This window comes from Salinivibrio sp. PR6 (assembly GCF_001995955.1).
GTDB classification, from domain to species: domain Bacteria; phylum Pseudomonadota; class Gammaproteobacteria; order Enterobacterales; family Vibrionaceae; genus Salinivibrio; species Salinivibrio siamensis.
Genome location: NZ_MUFA01000024.1, coordinates 26,677 through 44,487 on the forward strand (window position 1 = coordinate 26,677; position 17,811 = coordinate 44,487).

Here is a 17,811-nt window from a genome sequence, read left to right on the forward strand (position 1 = left end):
GAATCTTATGCCGTTGGATTGATAGGTTTGCCATCGGCATCGGTGGTTTCACTTTCTTGCTTGCCATTACGGCGCGCCAGACGTTGTTCCCAGTAATCGGCATTTTTGATGCCAAGCTTAACCGGATCAAAGGTGTAGGTTTCTACCCCTCTGGCCTGTTGCTCTTCATAATCTTTCAGCGCCTTAAGGGCTGGCTTAGACATAAAGAAGATGATGATGATGCCAACAATGTTTAACCATGCCATCAAACCCACACCGGCATCACCAAACGCCCATGCCAAGTTCGCACTCCGCACACAGCCGTAGAATACGGCGGACATCAGCACCACTTTCAGCGCAAACATCATACCTGGCACCTTGATAGTGCGACGCAGGTAAGCAATGTTGGTTTCGGCAATGTAGTAGTAGGCCAAAATGGTGGTAAAGGCGAAGAAGAAGAGTGCAAAGGCGATAAAGGGTTTACCTAAGCCAGGCATCGCCGCTTCAATCGCCAGCTGAGTAAACTCAGGGCTGTTTGCCGCAACCGAAGACGCCAAGTTTTGCACGATATAGGCTTCACCTGGACCATGGACGTTGTAAGCGCCGGTGATGATGATCATAAACGCGGTTGCCGAGCAAACCAGCAAGGTATCGATGTAAACCGAGAAGGATTGAACCAGGCCTTGCTGAGCCGGGTGATCCACGTTGGCAGCCGCCGCCGCGTGTGGCCCTGTCCCTTGACCCGCTTCGTTGGAGTAAACACCACGTTTTACCCCCCAACCAATGGCTGCACCCGCACCTGCCATCGGTGTGAAGGCATCGCCGATGATCATAGAAACCACGGCGGGAATTTCACTGATGTTCAATAGGATGATGACAAACGCAATAATGATGTACGCCAGTGCCATGAAAGGCACGACGATTTGCGTAAAGTGGGCAATACGTTTAACACCACCGAAAATGATGAATCCGAGCACGATAGAGATAAAGGCACCGGTAATCACTTTCGAGACTTCAAGCGCACCAAACATGGCGGTATCAACCATGGCGCCAGAGCCAAATGCGGTTTCAACGGCATTACCAATGGCGTTAGATTGCACGCCAGGTAGCATGACACCACATGCGAGTAAGGTCGCGAGAGCGAAGAGGATGGCATACCATTTTTGTCCCATCGCTTTTTCGATGTAGTAAGCTGGGCCACCACGGAACTCACCATTGTCTTCTTCTTTATAAATCTGTGCCAATGTTGACTCGGTATAGGCGGTTGCCGCACCGAGAAAAGCAACGACCCACATCCAGAAGACCGCACCTGGGCCACCAAAACCGATAGCGGCGGCGACGCCGGCAATATTACCCGTACCGACACGGCCGGAGAGTGAGACTGCTAAGGCTTGGAAAGAAGAAATCCCTTTGGTTGAGCTTTTCCCTGAAAAGAGGAGTCGCCACATTTCGGTGAAGTGACGGATTTGAACAAAGCGCGTCAGTATGGAATAGAACAGTCCCGCACCCAAACAGGTGTAAATCAGAACCGGGCTCCATATGATGCTATTTAAGAAATCGACAAACGATTGCATAGTGAGTTCCTTCTACTGTGTTTGCATCATGTTTTGTTGTTATCGCGATTAGCATCTTAAACTGATTTGCAGCGCAATTGTTAATATTTTGTGTCATTGCATTGCGCGATGTGTGAATCTGATCGTTTTGTGCTCAACAAAATGGACGTCGATAGCGAAAAAAAGGAGGCCTTTTCGGGCCTCCTTGAGTAATTCCTTATATATCAGCCAGTCAGTGAGGCTGATAGATGTCTAGTTCTATTTGCGTTTTTTGGGCTTTTTGACTTTGCTCGAGTTTTTAACGCTTTGCTTCTTTTTTTTCTTCTTATGCTCTGCTTTTTTATGTTTTGGCTTCAAGCTAGCAATGGTTCGCTCTTTAATCTCTTCATCCATATAGCGCATGATCCTATCCATCATTGGTTGATCATGGGCTTCGACCAGTGAAATGGCAGAGCCTTTTTTGCCCGCACGAGCCGTGCGACCAATACGGTGTAAATAGACGTCAGCCGTGCGTGGGAGATCATAGTTGATCACATGGGTGATATCTGGGACATCAATGCCGCGTGCCGCAACATCAGTGGCCAGCAGTACACTGACTTTTCCTTCACTAAACCGGTTGATCGCATTGTTACGCTTCGCTTGTTGCATTTCACCTTGGATCCAGGCGCAATCCAGTTGTTGTGACTGCATATAATCACGAAGCTCCGCCAAGCGCTCACGTGTTTTAATAAACACAATCGCTCGTTCAGCCTGTTCGCTGACAATCGCCTTTAATAAGGCGCGTTTATGGTCAAGATCATCGCAGCGATGGTACCACTGGGTGATTTTTTTACGCTCGCGGCGTGGTGGTGTGACATCAACCAACTCAGGGTTGTCCAACAAATTATCGGTAAAGCCTGCTACCCCGCGCCCTTCTAATGTGGCGGAGAAGAGCATGGTCTGACGGCGGCGCTGGCACTCATCAGAGAGTCGATTGACGGCATTCGCAAACCCCATATCCAGCATCCGGTCTGCCTCATCTAAGATCAGGCATTCAACGGCGCGACAATCGAACCGTTCGGCTTCAATGTACTCCATCAAACGGCCAGGCGTTGCCACCACAATATCCTGTGTTTTACCCAACTGCTCGGCGTGCTCTTGGTATGAAATGCCCCCGGTGATGGTGAAGATCTTAAGACTGGTATTTTTCGCTAATGCGCGCGCTTCATCAGCCACCTGAATGGCTAATTCACGCGTGGGGGTGAGAACCAGTACGCGTCCTGGCCCGGGTTTTTGCCGCGGGAAGTCGAGTAAGTGCTGCAACATGGGCAGCAAAAAAGCCGCCGTTTTGCCGGTTCCCGTTGGGGCGGAGGCAAGGATGTCTCGTCCATCCATACCGTGGGGGATAACCTCAGATTGGATCAGCGTAGGGCGCTGATAGCCCATATCGTCAAGTGCACTGAGCAGTTCTGGATCCAGCTCGAGTTCGGCAAAGCTTCGCACAGGTAATTCTCCAAGGATAGTTAAGCGCGGTATTATAGACGTAAATAGTGTAAATGGGCAGCGCGCCCAAGGCCAATGATAGCGAGACGCTGCTCGGTTTGGATTACGAGAGTTTGAGGTAAAACGCGCGTGTCAGATCCGCGAATGCCTGCGTATAAGCGCCATCTCTCTCGCGCACCACGATCGTATCAGATCTGACTGCGCCCGTCGTTGGCGAGAGTGTGAATAATAAGCGCGAAGGCGATTTATCCGGCGTCGGGCGCACGGATAGCTGCCGGCGTAAGAACAGGCCTTGTCCCTGAGCAGAATGAATAAACGCGTCTGCCTCTTTACTGGGCAAAATAAGATCGGCACACCCCGTCGGGGTAAGTAACCCTTGCAAGCACGCGATAAGTGCGGGATGGCTCAGGGTATTTGCATGCCTAGCGACCGCGCGCTGTTGATTGCTGGACGGGGCGCCACTGGTAAAGTATGGCGGATTACAAACAATGTGTTGCCATTGTTCCGTGCGCTCAAAAGCGTTGATATCAGCGTGGTGTACTTGGATTTGCCGAGCAAAGCATGAGTGTTTCACATTTAGCTCGGCGCAGCGAAACGCGGCCGTATCATACTCAACCGCGGTCAGCGACAAGGATGGAAAACGTTGTGCCAACATCAATGCCAATAAACCGGTTCCCGTTCCGATATCCAAGCTATTACTCGCCGTCCCAGGCTGAGACCACGCGCCCAGTAGTACACCATCCGTACTGACTTTCATGCCACAGTCACCGTGGTCGATAACAAATTGTTTAAAGCGAAACTGGCTCATTTGTCCTGCACTCTGGCAACTTAGCGGCATCAAGGGGTAGCATTTTTTGCTTTTGTGTAACCATGATGTTATCGAGTTTGTTTGTTAAAAAATACCACAGATAACATAATAGCTAGTTTATTGAGCTGATTGTTATTGCTAACGCAGAAGATCACAAGGTTTTTTGTCAATGCCTTTACTGTGGCTATGAACTTCTTCATTATTCTGCGTTCTGCCCATCGTCTGAAACAAAATATTATAATTGAGCGTTTCAGATGGGTGAAACATTATTGATTGCAAACACCCTCTTAAGCTGTAGGTATACATCGTGACTAAGCGTTTAAAATTAGTAGATATTTTAGCGTTAGGTTTTATGACCTTTGCCTTTTTCTTAGGCGCAGGAAATATAATCTTTCCCCCACAAGCTGGCATGTTGGCCGGTGATCACTTTACGGCTGCAATGATCGGATTTTTGATCACTGCCGTCGGTCTTCCTTTAATCGGTATCATTGCGGTTGCGGTGGCAGGCGGAGGCTGGAAGGGCCTAACGCGTGACTTACCCACAGGTGTTGCCACACTAATGGCCGTGCTGATTTTTATCATTATTGGCCCCGCCTTTGCTGCGCCTCGTGCCGGACTTGTCGCCTATGAGATTGGATTTAAACCCTTTTTATCAGCTCCTGGGCAGCTAGAACTGGGCGCTTTCTCTGTGGTCTTTTTTGCCGTCGCGATGTTTTTCTCTCTTTCTCAAGGCAAGCTGATTGATACCATCGGTAAATTCTTGACACCTTTGCTTTTCGCGGCGCTCGCGATTTTGGCTATCGCGGTGATTGTTAACCCACAAGGCGAAGTGGTGGCCGCGCAAGGTAACTATGTTGAAAACGCACTGACGACTGGCTTTTTGGAAGGTTACAACACCATGGATACCTTTGCGGCGTTAATGTTCGGCATGTTGATTGTCGATGTGATCCGTAAAAAAGGTATCGAAGACAACAAAGCGACCTGCATGTACCTGATTTATGCCGGTATTATTGCCGCCGCTGGACTGGCGTTTGTGTATGTGTCGCTGTTCTACTTGGGCTCAACGGCTAGTGCGGTGGCGCAGGGAACGCAAAATGGTGGCGAAATCATGGCCGCCTACGTGGATGCACTGTTTGGCCCGGTTGGGCAAATGATCCTGGCGGCGATTATCGGTTTAGCGTGTTTGACGACCGTGATTGGGTTGGTGAGTGCGTGTGCTGATTACTTTAGTTCGCTCACATCATGGACGTACCGTCGTTGGGTGGTTGTCGTGGCTACTGTCTGTGCGGTGGTGGCCAATGTGGGTCTCAAGCAGCTGATTGCGATTTCTGTCCCTGTGCTGTTTGCCCTTTATCCTGTCGCGATTGCGCTGATTGGTTTGACGTTTATTCGTCGCTGGTTGCCAAGTCCGGCTGTGGGTTATCGCCTTGTGTTGGGCGTGGCATTGCTCTTTAGCTTGCTCGATGCGGCAAAAGTCATGGGCGCTGACATGAGCGGCTTTAGCTTCCTACCGCTATTCGATGTCGGTATGGCCTGGCTGCTACCTACATTGGTGGCTATGGGCGTGGCAAAGTTTGTTGGATCACGGGCGAATGCGTTAGCAGACGCATCGTGATATCGACCGATGCATGATAGCGAACAAAAACCGCGCTGAGAGGCGCGGTTTTTTTGTCTCATTAATTGGCCAGCGCGAGCCGGGATAGGCTCAAAGTAAGGCTTGATACTCGAGTAGCACTTGCTCGCACCAGTTTTGAATCCGCTCGTCACTGAGTTCGTACTCGGAGTCTTCATCAAGGGCGAGACCGACAAATTGCTTGCCATCCTCGGTCACCGCTTTTGAGGCATCAAAACGATAACCTTCGGTGGACCAGTAACCAATAAACTGTGCGCCACAGCCTTGTAGTTGCTGGTGGAGCATGCCCATGGCATCCAAATACCATTCGGCGTATCCTTCTTGGTCGCCCAAGCCAAACAGGGCTATGACTTTGCCGTTTAGTTGGAGGCTATCAATGTCTTGCCAAACCGCTTCCCAATCTTCTTGTAGCTCACCAAAATCCCACGTTGAGATCCCAAGTAGCAGCAAGTCGTAATCTGCCATTTTGGCTAGCGGTGTTTCTTTGACATTATGTAGCTCGACCAAATCATCACCGATAAAGTCACGGATTTTCTCCGCGGCCATTTCGGTATAGCAGGTGGTAGAACCATAAAAAAGACCGATTTTCATAGCGCGACTCGTTTGTGTGTAATGGGCGCAGTTTACCTGCTCACCGGCAATATGATCCAGCAACTGACGGTGACATTTTGTATAATAGCCGCTGTCCGTTACCCAGATGATGGGCGGTTTTTTCGATTAATAACCAAGTGGGTTGAAGGTGACGAATAACATTGAACGCATCGAGCAGTTTTTGGATGCAATGTGGATGGAGCGTGGGCTTTCCGAAAACACGTTGAATTCGTATCGCACAGATTTATTGAAGCTGTGCCATTGGCTCGACACCCGCGCGTTGGTGGCGGTGAGCAAGCAAGACTTACAAGACTACCAATACTGGCTACATGAGCAGGGCTACCAGTCTAGCACTCGCAGCCGTATGGTGTCGGCGTTACGTCGCCTATTCCAATACTTGTATCGACAGAAGTTGCGTCCAGACGACCCCAGTGCCACCCTAATCAGTCCGAAGCAGCCCAAGCGGCTGCCGAAAGATCTGACGGAAGAGCAAATCGATGCACTATTAATGGCACCGAATACCGACGACCCCCTTGAGCTTAGAGATAAAGCCATGTTGGAGCTGTTATATGCGACGGGTTTGCGTGTGACAGAGCTTATCGGGCTGACGATGGAGAATGTGAGCTTGCGCCAAGGTGTGGTGCGGGTGTCCGGTAAAGGTGACAAAGAACGTTTGGTCCCGATGGGAGAGTCGGCCGTGGATTGGCTGGAGCACTATTTGGCGTATAGTCGCCCGGTATTGCTGGGTGAAACCAGTACCGATGTGTTTTTCCCAAGCAAACGCGCCCGTCAAATGACACGGCAAACCTTTTGGCATCGCATCAAGTACTATGCGCAACTGGCGGGGATTGAGACAGAGGATCTCTCGCCCCATGTTTTACGTCATGCGTTTGCGACCCACTTGCTCAATCATGGGGCCGATTTACGCGTGGTGCAGATGTTACTCGGACACAGTGACCTATCGACGACCCAAATCTATACCCATGTGGCGACTGAACGTTTAAAACAGCTGCATCAAATTCATCACCCACGCGGCTAATCGAGAACTGGTGACAACTTCATGATAGAAATAAAAAGACGTACGCCGTCGGTTACGCCGGCATTCAGCGATGCGATTCCGCCGTTACTGCAGCGTTTATACGCCAACCGCGGCTTACAAGCAGACAGCGAGCTCAATCGAAGTGTGGCTGGATTGCATCAATATCAAGCGTTAACGGGGATCGACACCGCAGTGAGCTTGCTGGCTGAGGCGCTAAAGGCTCATCAATCCATCTTGATTGTGGGTGACTTCGACGCCGATGGCGCGACATCGTCAGCACTCTCCGTCAAAGCCTTACGCATGATGGGCGCCACCCGCGTCGATTACTTGGTGCCAAACCGCTTTGACGATGGGTACGGCTTAAGCCCAGAGGTGGTCGATCAAGCCGCTGAGCGGGGAGCAGAGCTTATCATGACCGTGGACAACGGGGTGTCATCGCTGACGGGTGTGGCGCGCGCCAAAGCGTTAGGCATGCAAGTGGTGGTGACTGACCACCACCTCCCAGGAGAAACATTGCCCAATGCCGATGCCATGGTGAATCCTAACCTTGATGACTGTGGTTTTCCGTCGAAGGCACTTGCCGGTGTCGGGGTTGCTTTTTATTTGATGCTGGCGCTGCGCGCGCATTTACGTGACCAAGGGTGGTTTGAGCAGCAGGGACTGACCGTCCCTAACTTAGCCGACTTGCTGGATTTGGTGGCGCTGGGCACGGTCGCCGATGTGGTGGCCTTGGACAGTAACAACCGTATCCTGGTTCACCAGGGCTTACAGCGGATCCGCGCCGGGCGTTGCCGTCCAGGGATCCAAGCGTTGATCGAGGTTGCCAATCGCAACATGGCCACGCTTGTCGCTAGTGATTTCGGGTTTGCATTGGGGCCGAGGATTAATGCCGCGGGGCGTTTGGATGACATGGCATTTGGGGTTGAGTTGTTGCTATGCGACAACATTCATGCTGCCAGACGCATGGCGTCTGAGTTGGATGCGCTCAATCAAACCCGCAAAGACATTGAGCAAGGAATGAAGCAAGAAGCCGTGGCTTGGTGTGAGCGCTTGATTGCCGAGCAGTCTGAGCGTGAGTTGCCGGTGGGGCTGGCACTTTTTCAGCGAGATTGGCACCAGGGAGTGATAGGGATCCTCGCCTCGCGCTTAAAAGATCAATTTCACCGCCCTGTGATTGCGTTTGCCGATGGTGGTGATGGACTGATAAAAGGCTCAGCGCGTTCGATTCCTGGTTTGCATATGCGCGATACATTGGAGCGGATTGATACCTTAAACCCTGGATTAATTAAAAAGTTTGGCGGCCATGCCATGGCGGCCGGATTGACCATCGACGAAGCACAGTTTGATACGTTCGCCAAGCAGTTTGATAGCCAAGTACGTGAGCAGATCAGTGAGGACGACTTAAAAGGTGTCTTGTTAAGTGATGGTCCCTTACAAAGTCACGAACTGGGGTTAGAGACAGCAGAAATCATTCAAGCAGGCGGCCCTTGGGGGCAAGGCTTCCCAGAGCCGCAGTTCGATGGCATTTTTAAGGTGCTGCAGCAAAAACTGGTGGGCGGAAAACACTTAAAATTGATGGTCGAGCCCGAGGGCGGTGGCACCATGATTGACGCCATTGCCTTTAATGTTGATTTGCGTCGCTGGCCGGATCCCAGCACCAAGACGCTACGGCTCGTTTACCGCCTCGATATCAATGAGTTTCGCGGAAACCGTAGCGCTCAGTTGATCATCTCTCACCTTGAAGCCGCTTAAATGTGCGGCTTTTTCCATCACGCCCTGTTTATTGGCGCGACAATTCGCTAAAATTCGGCGGTTAAATTTCCGCTAACAATGAAGATGCTTGACCATGTTTGAGATTAATCCAATCAAAAATCGCCTCGCCGATATCGCCGAACGTACCGATGTCCTTCGGGGGTATCTTTGACTATGATGCCAAGAAAGAGCGTCTAGAAGAAGTTAATGCCGAGTTAGAACAACCGGACGTGTGGAATGAGCCACAACGTGCGCAAGCGCTAGGGAAAGAGCGCGCCTCACTAGAAGCGGTGGTGGAAACCATTGATCAACTGACTCAAGGCGGCGAAGACGTCAACGAACTGTTGATGCTTGCGGTCGAAGAAGACGATCAAGAAACCTTCGACGAAGTGGAACCTGAGCTGGTGGAGCTTGAAGCCAAGCTAACCAAGCTAGAATTCCGCCGTATGTTTTCTGGTGAGCACGATGCGTCTGATTGCTATATTGACCTGCAAGCTGGGTCAGGCGGTACCGAAGCGCAAGATTGGACCAACATGATGCTCCGCATGTACTTGCGCTGGGCGGATGCGAAAGGTTTTAAAGCCGATGTGATTGAAGTCTCTGAAGGGGATGTGGCTGGATTAAAGTCTGCCACAGTACGCATCACCGGTGAATACGCCTACGGCTGGTTACGTACTGAAACGGGCGTTCATCGTCTTGTGCGTAAATCGCCTTTCGACTCGGGGGGCCGTCGCCATACCTCGTTTGCCTCGGCGTTTGTGTATCCGGAAATCGATGACAACATTGAGATCGATATTAATCCATCAGATTTGCGGATTGATGTGTACCGTGCCTCTGGCGCGGGTGGGCAGCACGTTAACACCACCGAGTCAGCGGTTCGGATCACCCACGTGCCGACCAACACTGTGGTGCAGTGCCAAAACGATCGTTCACAGCATAAAAACAAAGATCAAGCGATGAAACAGCTGCGTGCGAAGTTGTTTGAGCTTGAGCTACAAAAGCAAAACGCGGAAAAACAAGCCAACGAAGACGCCAAATCAGATATCGGTTGGGGCAGTCAGATCCGCTCCTACGTATTAGATGATTCGCGCATCAAAGACTTGCGTACCGGTATTGAAAACCGCAACACGCAGGCCGTTCTCGACGGCGACTTGGACAAATTTATTGAAGCCAGCCTCAAATCTGGCCTGTAATGACGAATTAATGTAAAGGGTTTTCTATGACTGACCAGTTACCAGATGAAAATAAGCTGATTGCCGAGCGTCGCGCCAAGCTCACTCACATTCGTGAAAACTGCAAGGCAAACGGCCATCCTAATGATTTCCGTCGTGAGCATCTAGCGGCTGACTTGCAAGCTGAATTTGGCGAGAAAGAAAAAGCGGAACTTGAAACACTTGACCATAAAGTGACCATCGCGGGCCGCATCATGGCTAAACGTGGCCCATTTATGGTGGTGCAAGATGTTTCGGGCCGTATTCAAGCCTATGCGTCAAAAGACGTGCAAAAGGCGTTGAAAGCCGAGTACCAAGGTTTAGATATCGGTGACATCATTGGTGTGCACGGTGCGCTACATAAATCTGGAAAAGGCGATCTGTATGTCAACATGGAGCGCTACCAGCTGCTGACGAAAGCCCTACGTCCGCTACCGGAAAAATTTCATGGGCTGGCCGACCAAGAGCTGCGCTATCGTCAGCGTTATGTCGATCTGATTGTCAACGAAGAGTCGCGTCACGCCTTCCAGGTACGCTCTAATGTGGTCACCGCCATCCGTAATTACATGGTGGAAAAACACTTTATGGAAGTGGAAACGCCGATGATGCACGTCATCCCAGGCGGTGCGACCGCGCGTCCGTTTACCACCCACCATAATGCGCTTGATATCGACATGTACTTACGTGTGGCGCCAGAGCTTTACTTAAAGCGTTTGGTTGTCGGCGGCTTTGAGCGTGTGTTTGAAGTGAACCGTAACTTCCGTAATGAAGGGCTCTCACCGCGTCATAATCCAGAATTCACGATGATGGAATTCTATATGGCGTATGCCGATTACAATGATCTGATGGATCTTACGGAAGACATGCTCTCTCGCGTCGCGCTGGACGTGATGGGGCAGTCTGTGTTGCCTTATGGTGAGCATGAAATTAATTTCGCGGGGCCTTATCCGCGAATGACCATGCTCGATGCTATCAAGCAATATAACCCTGATCATGCTGATATTCAGGCGCTGACGTATGAGACGGTACAAGATCGTGACCACCTTGCCTCGATAGCGAAATCACTCAAGATCAGTGTTGAGTCATTCTGGACGACTGGGCAGTTGCTGGAAGAGATCTTTGGTGAGACGGCTGAACCACAGTTGATTCAGCCAACCTTTATCACCGAATATCCGGCCGATATTTCACCGCTGGCGCGTCGCAATGATGATAACCCGTTTGTGACCGACCGTTTTGAATTCTTCGTCGGTGGGCGTGAAGTGGCAAATGGCTTCTCGGAGCTTAACGACGCAGAAGACCAAGATGAACGTTTCAAAGCTCAGGTCGATGCGAAAGATGCCGGTGATGATGAGGCTATGTACTACGATGCGGATTATATCAACGCACTCGAGCATGGTTTGCCACCGACGGCGGGACAAGGAATTGGTATTGACCGATTGGTGATGTTATTCACCAACACGCATACAATTCGCGATGTGATTTTGTTCCCAGCCATGCGCCCACAGCAAGGCAGTTAACACTGGACAGACCACAGAACAAGCGGCTCATTGAGCCGCTTTTTTTGCGCCTTGCGTCATTGTCTTTTCATAAACCTGCGATATTTTATCTGGCTTTTTCAGATATTTGGCTACAATTATCCGTATTACAACCCATCGTATGTCTCTTTATTGAGACAGATTAGAACTTGCCCTTCTTTATAATAGGGGCTTGATTCGCTGGCAAAAAAGACAGACTGGATGTAAGGCAGGTGTTATGGGATTCGATTCGGGGAATGACAAAACCTTGAGCTCACTCGTCGTTGTTGGCGGGACATATGAGCCTTGGTTAGCGACCCTTGAGCAAGCCGGTTGGCATTGTCATCGCTGTTATGATTTGCGAGCTGCACAGTCATTGCTACAAGATATCGGCCCCTGTATAGGTATTGTCGATTTAAGTCATGATGACTTCAGCCTCAATGGGGTGGCGTCACTGGTTAATCGCAACAAACAGGTGCGCTGGTTAGCCTTAGTAAGAGAAAACCAACTTAATAACGAAGCGATCTGCCAGTTTATTGTCAGCTTTTGTATTGATTACTTCACCTCGCCTGTCCCTAACTCGCAATTGATGAGTACCATTGGTCACCAATTGGGCATGTTGCGCCTTGAGCGACAAGTATGGCCGCAACTTGGCGATCATAGCGATATGGGTTTGGAAGGCGCCAGCCCCGCGATGAAAAAGTTGCGTGACCAGGTCAGGCGTGTTGCGCCAACCGACGTGTCTGTATTGATAGCCGGTGAGAGCGGCACAGGTAAGGAGTTGGTGGCGCAAGCGGTTCATCATGCATCAACCCGTGCGAAGGCGCGATTTGAGTCGATTAAATGCTCAGCGCTTGCGGATGAACAAATGCAGCAGGCGTTATTGGGAGACGAGCACTCGCATGGCAAAATTCGTCAATGCCATAAAGGTACTCTCTTTTTTGATGAGATTGGTGATCTGCCGCTGCATCTACAAGGGCACTTATTGCACTTATTGCAAGAGGGCACCTTGGATATCAGTCATGATAAATATGAGCATGACCTGGATGTGCGTGTGATTGCCTCGACCCACATGGATTTGGAAAAACGCGTGGCTGAGGGGCTTTTTCGTGAGGATCTGTATTACCGGTTAAACGTACTGCGCATTAATATGCCTTCATTAAAAGACCGTCAGCCAGATGTGCCTGATTTGGCAGAATATTTTTTGCTTAAGTTTGCACGTCAATACAACACACAGGCGAGGACCTTTTCCGATGAGGCCAAGCGTGTGTTAAGCAGTTACTCGTGGCCGGGTAATGTGCGCGAGCTCATTAATCAGGTGAAACGGGCAGTATTGTTGGCCGATCATCTGGTGATTGAAGCGGAGCACTTAGATCTGCCCCGTCAGGGGGATTATAAACAAAGCTTACGTAAAATCCGTGAAGAGTCTGAACGAGACGCGCTGATCGCCGTCCTTGAAGAAAATAAGGGACAAGTATCGGCCGCGGCCAAAGAGCTCGGTGTGTCACGTGCGACCATGTATCGGCTATTGAACAAACACAACTTGATCCCCTCGCCGCGTACCTTCCGTCAGTAAATCTTTGTACGAGTGACGCTCAGGGCTGGCAGACTCAGCCCTGCTGGGATTGCGTATTTGGGATCGGAAACAGATAGTCGTACAGCCAGTTATAAACAAACGCATATACCAGATAAAATACCACGAGCCCAATATCCATACTGAGTGCTTGCCAAAAGCTCATCGACAGCCACCACATGATAAAGGGGATGGTTGCGACCAGCAGACCGGCTTCAAAGATCACCGCATGCAGCAGACGCAGCGGTAAGGTTTTGAGCACTGAGCCCCGCCAAGCCAGCATCGCTTTATCAAAGCCAATGTTGTAGACATAATTCCAAAGGGTGGCAAGCACAGAAAAAATCGCCCCCATGATCCCAAGATGACCGATGCCTGCGCCAAGGATCCAATTGAGCCCTAACACCACTAAGATCAAGCCCGTTAATTCAAAACCGATAGCATGGCGCCATCTATCTGCTTTTGTTCTCATCAGATATTCCGTCGAAGTAAGGTAACCCGGTCAGACTACACCTCATACTCAACAACGCAACCGAGACGTCTCTAGGAAATGGATCATTGTGGTGTTTGGCGGTGAGCGATGAATTCAAAGCTGTACTGGTATAAGCGAAAGTAGTTCACTGTATATTCAAACGGTGTCCCGTCGACAAGCTCGCTGACTGATTCGACCCGCAATATGGGTGAATTTTCACGGGTGTTGAGGAGGGCGGCGAGTGAGGTTGACGTGCTATCTGGCCAGACACATTGGCGACTTTTCGCGATCTGCATCCCCTTATGTCGCTCGATATAGTCGTACTTTGATGTTTGCATCACTTCGATACTGAGATCGGTAAACATGGCCACTGGCAGGTACGTGCACTCAAGGATTTCTGGCTCGCCATCAATCAAACGAAGACGTTGTATTTCATAAATCAACGTCCCTTCCTCCACGTTTAACTTGCTGGCAATGGTGTGGCTGCAAGGTGACGTTTCAAATGCGATCACTTTTGAGCTGGGTGTTTTGCCTTGCGCTGAGACTTCTTCGATAAAGCCCATCAGTTGAAAGGCGTTGTGCTGTGCTTTAGGTGCTTTTACATAACTGCCGCTACCTCGGACACGGTAGAGGAGATCATTATCAACCAACACCTTCATCGCCTTACGTATCGTGACGCGGCTGACGTCATAGGTAGCCTGTAGCGTGGCCTCAGTCGGCATCATCGCGCCTGGTGTCAGGGTGCCATCTTTAATCTGCTCAGTGAGTAAATCGGCTATTTGCATGTAGCGAGGTTTCAACATGTCGGCTCCTTTTGGCTGCATTCCCCATCATAACAAACTGTGATCGACAATACATTTGAAGTACATAAATAGATTTTCATTGTGCCTTCGATCAATAAACGCCCTTTTGTGTATTCTTAAAGTATTATTCATGCAATACATTAAAGATACATATTAAGAGGAGACACGATGATGAAACCACAAAAGCTCACTATCGTCGGGGGTGGAAGCACCTATACATTGGGGATGATCAATAGCTTGATTGCTGAAAAAGAAGCATTTCCGCTAAGCAAAATCACCTTCTATGACATTGATGAACAAAGACAAGCCTCAAATGCCAAAGCGACGGAGATTTTGCTGCGCGAGGCCTATCCCGAGGTCGAGGAGTTCGTTTATACCACGGATAAAGAAACCGCATTTTCAGATGCCGATTTCTTCTTTATTCAGATCCGCACGGGTGGGTTACCGATGCGTGAGCGTGATGAGCAGATTCCACTCTCTTATGGCTGTGTCGGTCAAGAAACCTGTGGCGCGGGGGGCATGGCGTATGGACTACGCTCGATAGGAGACATGATCACTCTCGTGAATGACATCCGTCACTTTGCTCCGGATGCTTGGATTTTAAACTATACCAATCCCGCAGCCATTGTCGCTGAAGCCTTACAGCGAGAGTTTCCTCATGACAACCGCATTCTAAACATCTGCGACATGCCCGCTGCCATTATGGTCAGTTATGCGCAATTACTCGGCTGCGAAATCTGGGACTTGGTGCCGGAATACTTTGGGCTGAATCACTTTGGATGGTTTACCAAGGTACGAAACCGAGAAGGTGTCGACCTGACCGATGAGATTAAACGCATCATTTTGGAAGAGGGGATCAGTGCCGTTGATCCAGAAATTGCTGATGACCCTTCATGGCAAGCAACGTTCAAGAACATGCAAACCATGCTAAAAGACAATCCGCAGTATTTACCCAATACTTACCTGCAATACTACTTATATCCAGAAAAAATGGTGGAAAAAGAAGATATTGCTAATACGCGTGCGCGCCAAGTGATCAATGGGCGAGAAAAGCGAGTGTTTAGCCTGAATGAGCGCATCATTGCCGCGGGCACTACCGCTAATGAGCACCTACACGCAGACATTCATGGGCGCTATATGGTTCGTGTGGCGGCCTCTTTGGCATATAACCGTGGCGAGACGTATCTGGTTATCGTGCCAAACGATGGCGCGATTCCAAATATTCAGAATGATGCCATGGTTGAAGTCCCGGCAGCGTTAACCAATGACGGCCCGAAACGTTTTGCCGTTGGCACCATCCCTACGTTCCAAAAAGCACTGATAGAAGGCCAACTCGGCTACGAAAAGCTGGTCGTTGATGCGTGGTTTAGCGGGGATCGACAAACACTGGTCAACGCGCTCACGCTTAATCGCACCGTCGTGGATGTGCCAAAAGCGCAACAAATCGTCGATGAGCTTTTACGCGTTAATGCGGACTATCTACCTCAATTTCAACAATAATAGTATGCCCCAGACACTATCTGGGGCCAACATCTGGGAGCGATCATCATGAAAGATATGATCCAGCGCTTTGGCGCAGCAATGTTTGTCCCTGTGCTCCTCTTTCCTGCGGCCGGTATGTTATTGGGCTTATCGGTGATGCTGCTTAACCAAGATCTTTTTCCTTGGGCAGTGGAAGGCAGTGCATGGGTAAAAGTGTCAACGATCCTACTCCAAGCCTCGTTGGCGGTGTTTAAAAATATGGCGTTAGTGTTTGCGGTCGGGTTACCGATAGCACTAGCAAAATCTGCATCCGGGCGCGCAGTGCTTGCCACACTGGTGTCATACATCACCTTTAATTATGTGATTGGTGGCATTTTACAGTTTTGGGGACCTGAGCTTGGGGTGAACTATGTGGAGGGTGAGCGTGGGCTTACTGATGTGGGCGGTATACTTACTTTGGATACTAACCTATTGGGCGCCATCGTAATTGCTAGCCTCTCCGTTTGGGTTCACAACCGTTTCTTCGACAAAAAACTGCCAAACTGGGCGGCGGTATTTGGTGGCACACCTTTGGTGGTTATTGTGAGTTTTCCGATTATGGTACTCATGGCGATCATCACCTGTTTTACCTGGCCAAGTATTCAGCACGGCATTAATAATCTACAAACCTTTTTAGTCGGTGCGGGGTCATTCGGGGTGTGGATGTTCACCTTCCTTGAGCGGATTATGATCCCAACGGGGCTGCATCACTTTGTCTATGGCCCCGTATTCTATGGACCTGTAGCGGTGGATGGCGGCACAGTGGCCCATTGGATTCAAAATATCCAAAACTTTGCCAGCAACCCTGCGCCTTTAACCGAGCAGTTCCCACAAGGTGGCTTGATGTTGACTGGGATGGGGAAAGTCTTTGGCTGTACGGGGATTGCCATGGCCCTTTACGCAACCGCAAAACCAGAAAACAAGAAGATGGTGCTCGGTTTAGTACTCGGTGCGGCATTGACGGCCATTCTTACGGGGATCACTGAGCCGATTGAGTTTACCTTCCTGTTCATCGCGCCGGCATTGTTTGCACTCCACGCGGTACTGGCAGCTACCATGGCAACCATTGCCTATTGGTTTGGTGTCTCAGGTAACTTTCAAACCGGACTTATCGACTTTATTTTTCAAAATTGGCTACCACTAGGCAGCTTGCATGGCACCACATATATTGCACAAGTGCTTATCGGTCTGAGTTTTACCGCCATCTACTTTGTGGTATTCCGCGCGTTGATTTTGAAGTTTGATATTCCCACCCCTGGTCGAGGCAGCGCAGAGGCGAAGCTTTATACCAAAGCCGACTATAAGGGCGCGCAACAGAGTGATTCATCGAGCGGTGTGATTGACGGCGGACAAGCGAGCGCGTTTATTGAAGGGTTAGGTGGTAAAGACAACATAGCCCTGCTCACCAATTGTGCCACGCGGTTACGTATCAAGGTACATGAGCCTGAAAAAGTAGCGGAAACGCAATATTTCCAGGAGCATGGTGCAGTAAACATGGTGCGTAATGGTGATAGTTTCCAAATTATTGTCGGCTTAACCGTACCACAAGTCCGCGAAGAAATGACGCAACTAACACGGGCTTAAAGACTTTGTTGATTGTTCAGCACTCGAGGCGTCATTGATAAGCAATCATCAACACACATAGCATGATTAGACACATAGCATGATTAGCGGGCGGCTAAACGTAGGGTCGCTCGCGCCATTCCCCTTCCTCTTGTGACGCCTCGATAATAGCGCATCAGTACCGGTCATAAAGGCATCTAATATCACGTCGATAGCACAACTGATTGAGTTTTATCGATGATTAGCGGACTGGTTAGCACAATCCCCCATGTCTTTATTGCTAGACAGAGTGTTGCGCTTTATTTGAACAATATTTATAT

At 49.9% G+C, this 17,811-nt stretch carries 14 protein-coding genes; 8 read left to right on the forward strand and 6 right to left on the reverse strand.

Features of this window, described 5'->3' with window-relative positions:
- Positions 1-5: 5 nt before the first annotated feature.
- The 3 genes from BZG72_RS14540 to BZG72_RS14550 all read right to left on the reverse strand — a co-directional run bounded on the left by BZG72_RS14540 (position 6) and on the right by BZG72_RS14550 (position 3,822).
- A complete protein-coding gene (locus BZG72_RS14540; RefSeq protein ID WP_077459005.1) occupies positions 6-1,553 on the reverse strand; it encodes an alanine/glycine:cation symporter family protein in 1,548 nt (515 codons plus the stop codon).
- A gap of 237 nt (positions 1,554-1,790) precedes the next feature.
- Positions 1,791-3,014 carry an ATP-dependent RNA helicase SrmB gene (srmB, locus tag BZG72_RS14545; RefSeq protein ID WP_046075077.1) on the reverse strand — a complete coding sequence of 408 codons (1,224 nt, stop codon included), beginning with the start codon at positions 3,012-3,014 and terminating at the stop codon, positions 1,791-1,793.
- A gap of 103 nt (positions 3,015-3,117) precedes the next feature.
- Positions 3,118-3,822 (reverse strand): tRNA1(Val) (adenine(37)-N6)-methyltransferase, encoded by a 705-nt coding sequence (locus BZG72_RS14550; RefSeq protein ID WP_158075485.1) that lies wholly within the window; start codon positions 3,820-3,822, stop codon positions 3,118-3,120.
- Positions 3,823-4,129: 307 nt separating this feature from the next.
- On the opposite strand from BZG72_RS14550, the gene brnQ reads away from it, so the two are divergent.
- Positions 4,130-5,437 carry a branched-chain amino acid transport system II carrier protein gene (gene brnQ / locus BZG72_RS14555; RefSeq protein WP_077667117.1) on the forward strand — a complete coding sequence of 436 codons (1,308 nt, stop codon included), beginning with the start codon at positions 4,130-4,132 and terminating at the stop codon, positions 5,435-5,437.
- A 90-nt stretch (positions 5,438-5,527) separates the two neighbouring features.
- On the opposite strand, the gene fldB is transcribed toward brnQ, so the two are convergent.
- Complete coding sequence (gene fldB, locus BZG72_RS14560; RefSeq protein WP_046075079.1) at positions 5,528-6,046, reverse strand: flavodoxin FldB; 519 nt, start codon at positions 6,044-6,046, stop codon at positions 5,528-5,530.
- Positions 6,047-6,194: 148 nt separating this feature from the next.
- Between fldB and xerD the strand changes: the two genes are divergently transcribed.
- From xerD to BZG72_RS14585, 5 genes are all read left to right on the forward strand, one after another.
- Positions 6,195-7,085 (forward strand): site-specific tyrosine recombinase XerD, encoded by an 891-nt coding sequence (xerD, locus tag BZG72_RS14565; protein WP_077667118.1) that lies wholly within the window; start codon positions 6,195-6,197, stop codon positions 7,083-7,085.
- A gap of 21 nt (positions 7,086-7,106) precedes the next feature.
- On the forward strand, positions 7,107-8,837 hold the full coding sequence (gene recJ / locus BZG72_RS14570; RefSeq protein WP_077667119.1) for a single-stranded-DNA-specific exonuclease RecJ: 1,731 nt from the start codon (positions 7,107-7,109) through the stop codon (positions 8,835-8,837).
- A 94-nt stretch (positions 8,838-8,931) separates the two neighbouring features.
- Positions 8,932-10,030, forward strand: a protein-coding gene (prfB, locus tag BZG72_RS14575; protein ID WP_108743078.1) for a peptide chain release factor 2 whose coding sequence is annotated in 2 segments (ribosomal slippage) — positions 8,932-9,006 and positions 9,008-10,030 — 1,098 coding nt in all. Because the reading frame shifts where the segments join, the coding sequence is not laid out codon by codon here.
- 26 nt (positions 10,031-10,056) lie between these two features.
- Entirely contained in the window at positions 10,057-11,565 is a 1,509-nt protein-coding gene (gene lysS, locus BZG72_RS14580; protein WP_046075081.1) for a lysine--tRNA ligase, read from the forward strand.
- Positions 11,566-11,800: 235 nt separating this feature from the next.
- Positions 11,801-13,138, forward strand: a complete 1,338-nt coding sequence (locus tag BZG72_RS14585) for a sigma-54-dependent transcriptional regulator (RefSeq protein ID WP_046075082.1) — start codon at positions 11,801-11,803, stop codon at positions 13,136-13,138.
- 34 nt (positions 13,139-13,172) lie between these two features.
- Here the strand turns inward: BZG72_RS14585 and BZG72_RS14590 are convergent, their stop codons facing one another.
- Both BZG72_RS14590 and BZG72_RS14595 read right to left on the reverse strand, forming a co-directional pair.
- A complete protein-coding gene (locus tag BZG72_RS14590) occupies positions 13,173-13,604 on the reverse strand; it encodes a PACE efflux transporter (protein ID WP_077639111.1) in 432 nt (143 codons plus the stop codon).
- Positions 13,605-13,687: 83 nt separating this feature from the next.
- Positions 13,688-14,407 (reverse strand): GntR family transcriptional regulator, encoded by a 720-nt coding sequence (locus BZG72_RS14595; protein ID WP_077578296.1) that lies wholly within the window; start codon positions 14,405-14,407, stop codon positions 13,688-13,690.
- Between the two features lie 168 nt (positions 14,408-14,575).
- Here BZG72_RS14595 and BZG72_RS14600 point away from each other — a divergent pair, with 168 nt between their 5' ends.
- Both BZG72_RS14600 and BZG72_RS14605 read left to right on the forward strand, forming a co-directional pair.
- Positions 14,576-15,907 carry a 6-phospho-alpha-glucosidase gene (locus BZG72_RS14600; protein WP_231637432.1) on the forward strand — a complete coding sequence of 444 codons (1,332 nt, stop codon included), beginning with the start codon at positions 14,576-14,578 and terminating at the stop codon, positions 15,905-15,907.
- 48 nt (positions 15,908-15,955) lie between these two features.
- On the forward strand, positions 15,956-17,512 hold the full coding sequence (locus BZG72_RS14605) for an alpha-glucoside-specific PTS transporter subunit IIBC (RefSeq protein ID WP_077639110.1): 1,557 nt from the start codon (positions 15,956-15,958) through the stop codon (positions 17,510-17,512).
- The last annotated feature ends 299 nt before the right edge of the window (positions 17,513-17,811 follow it).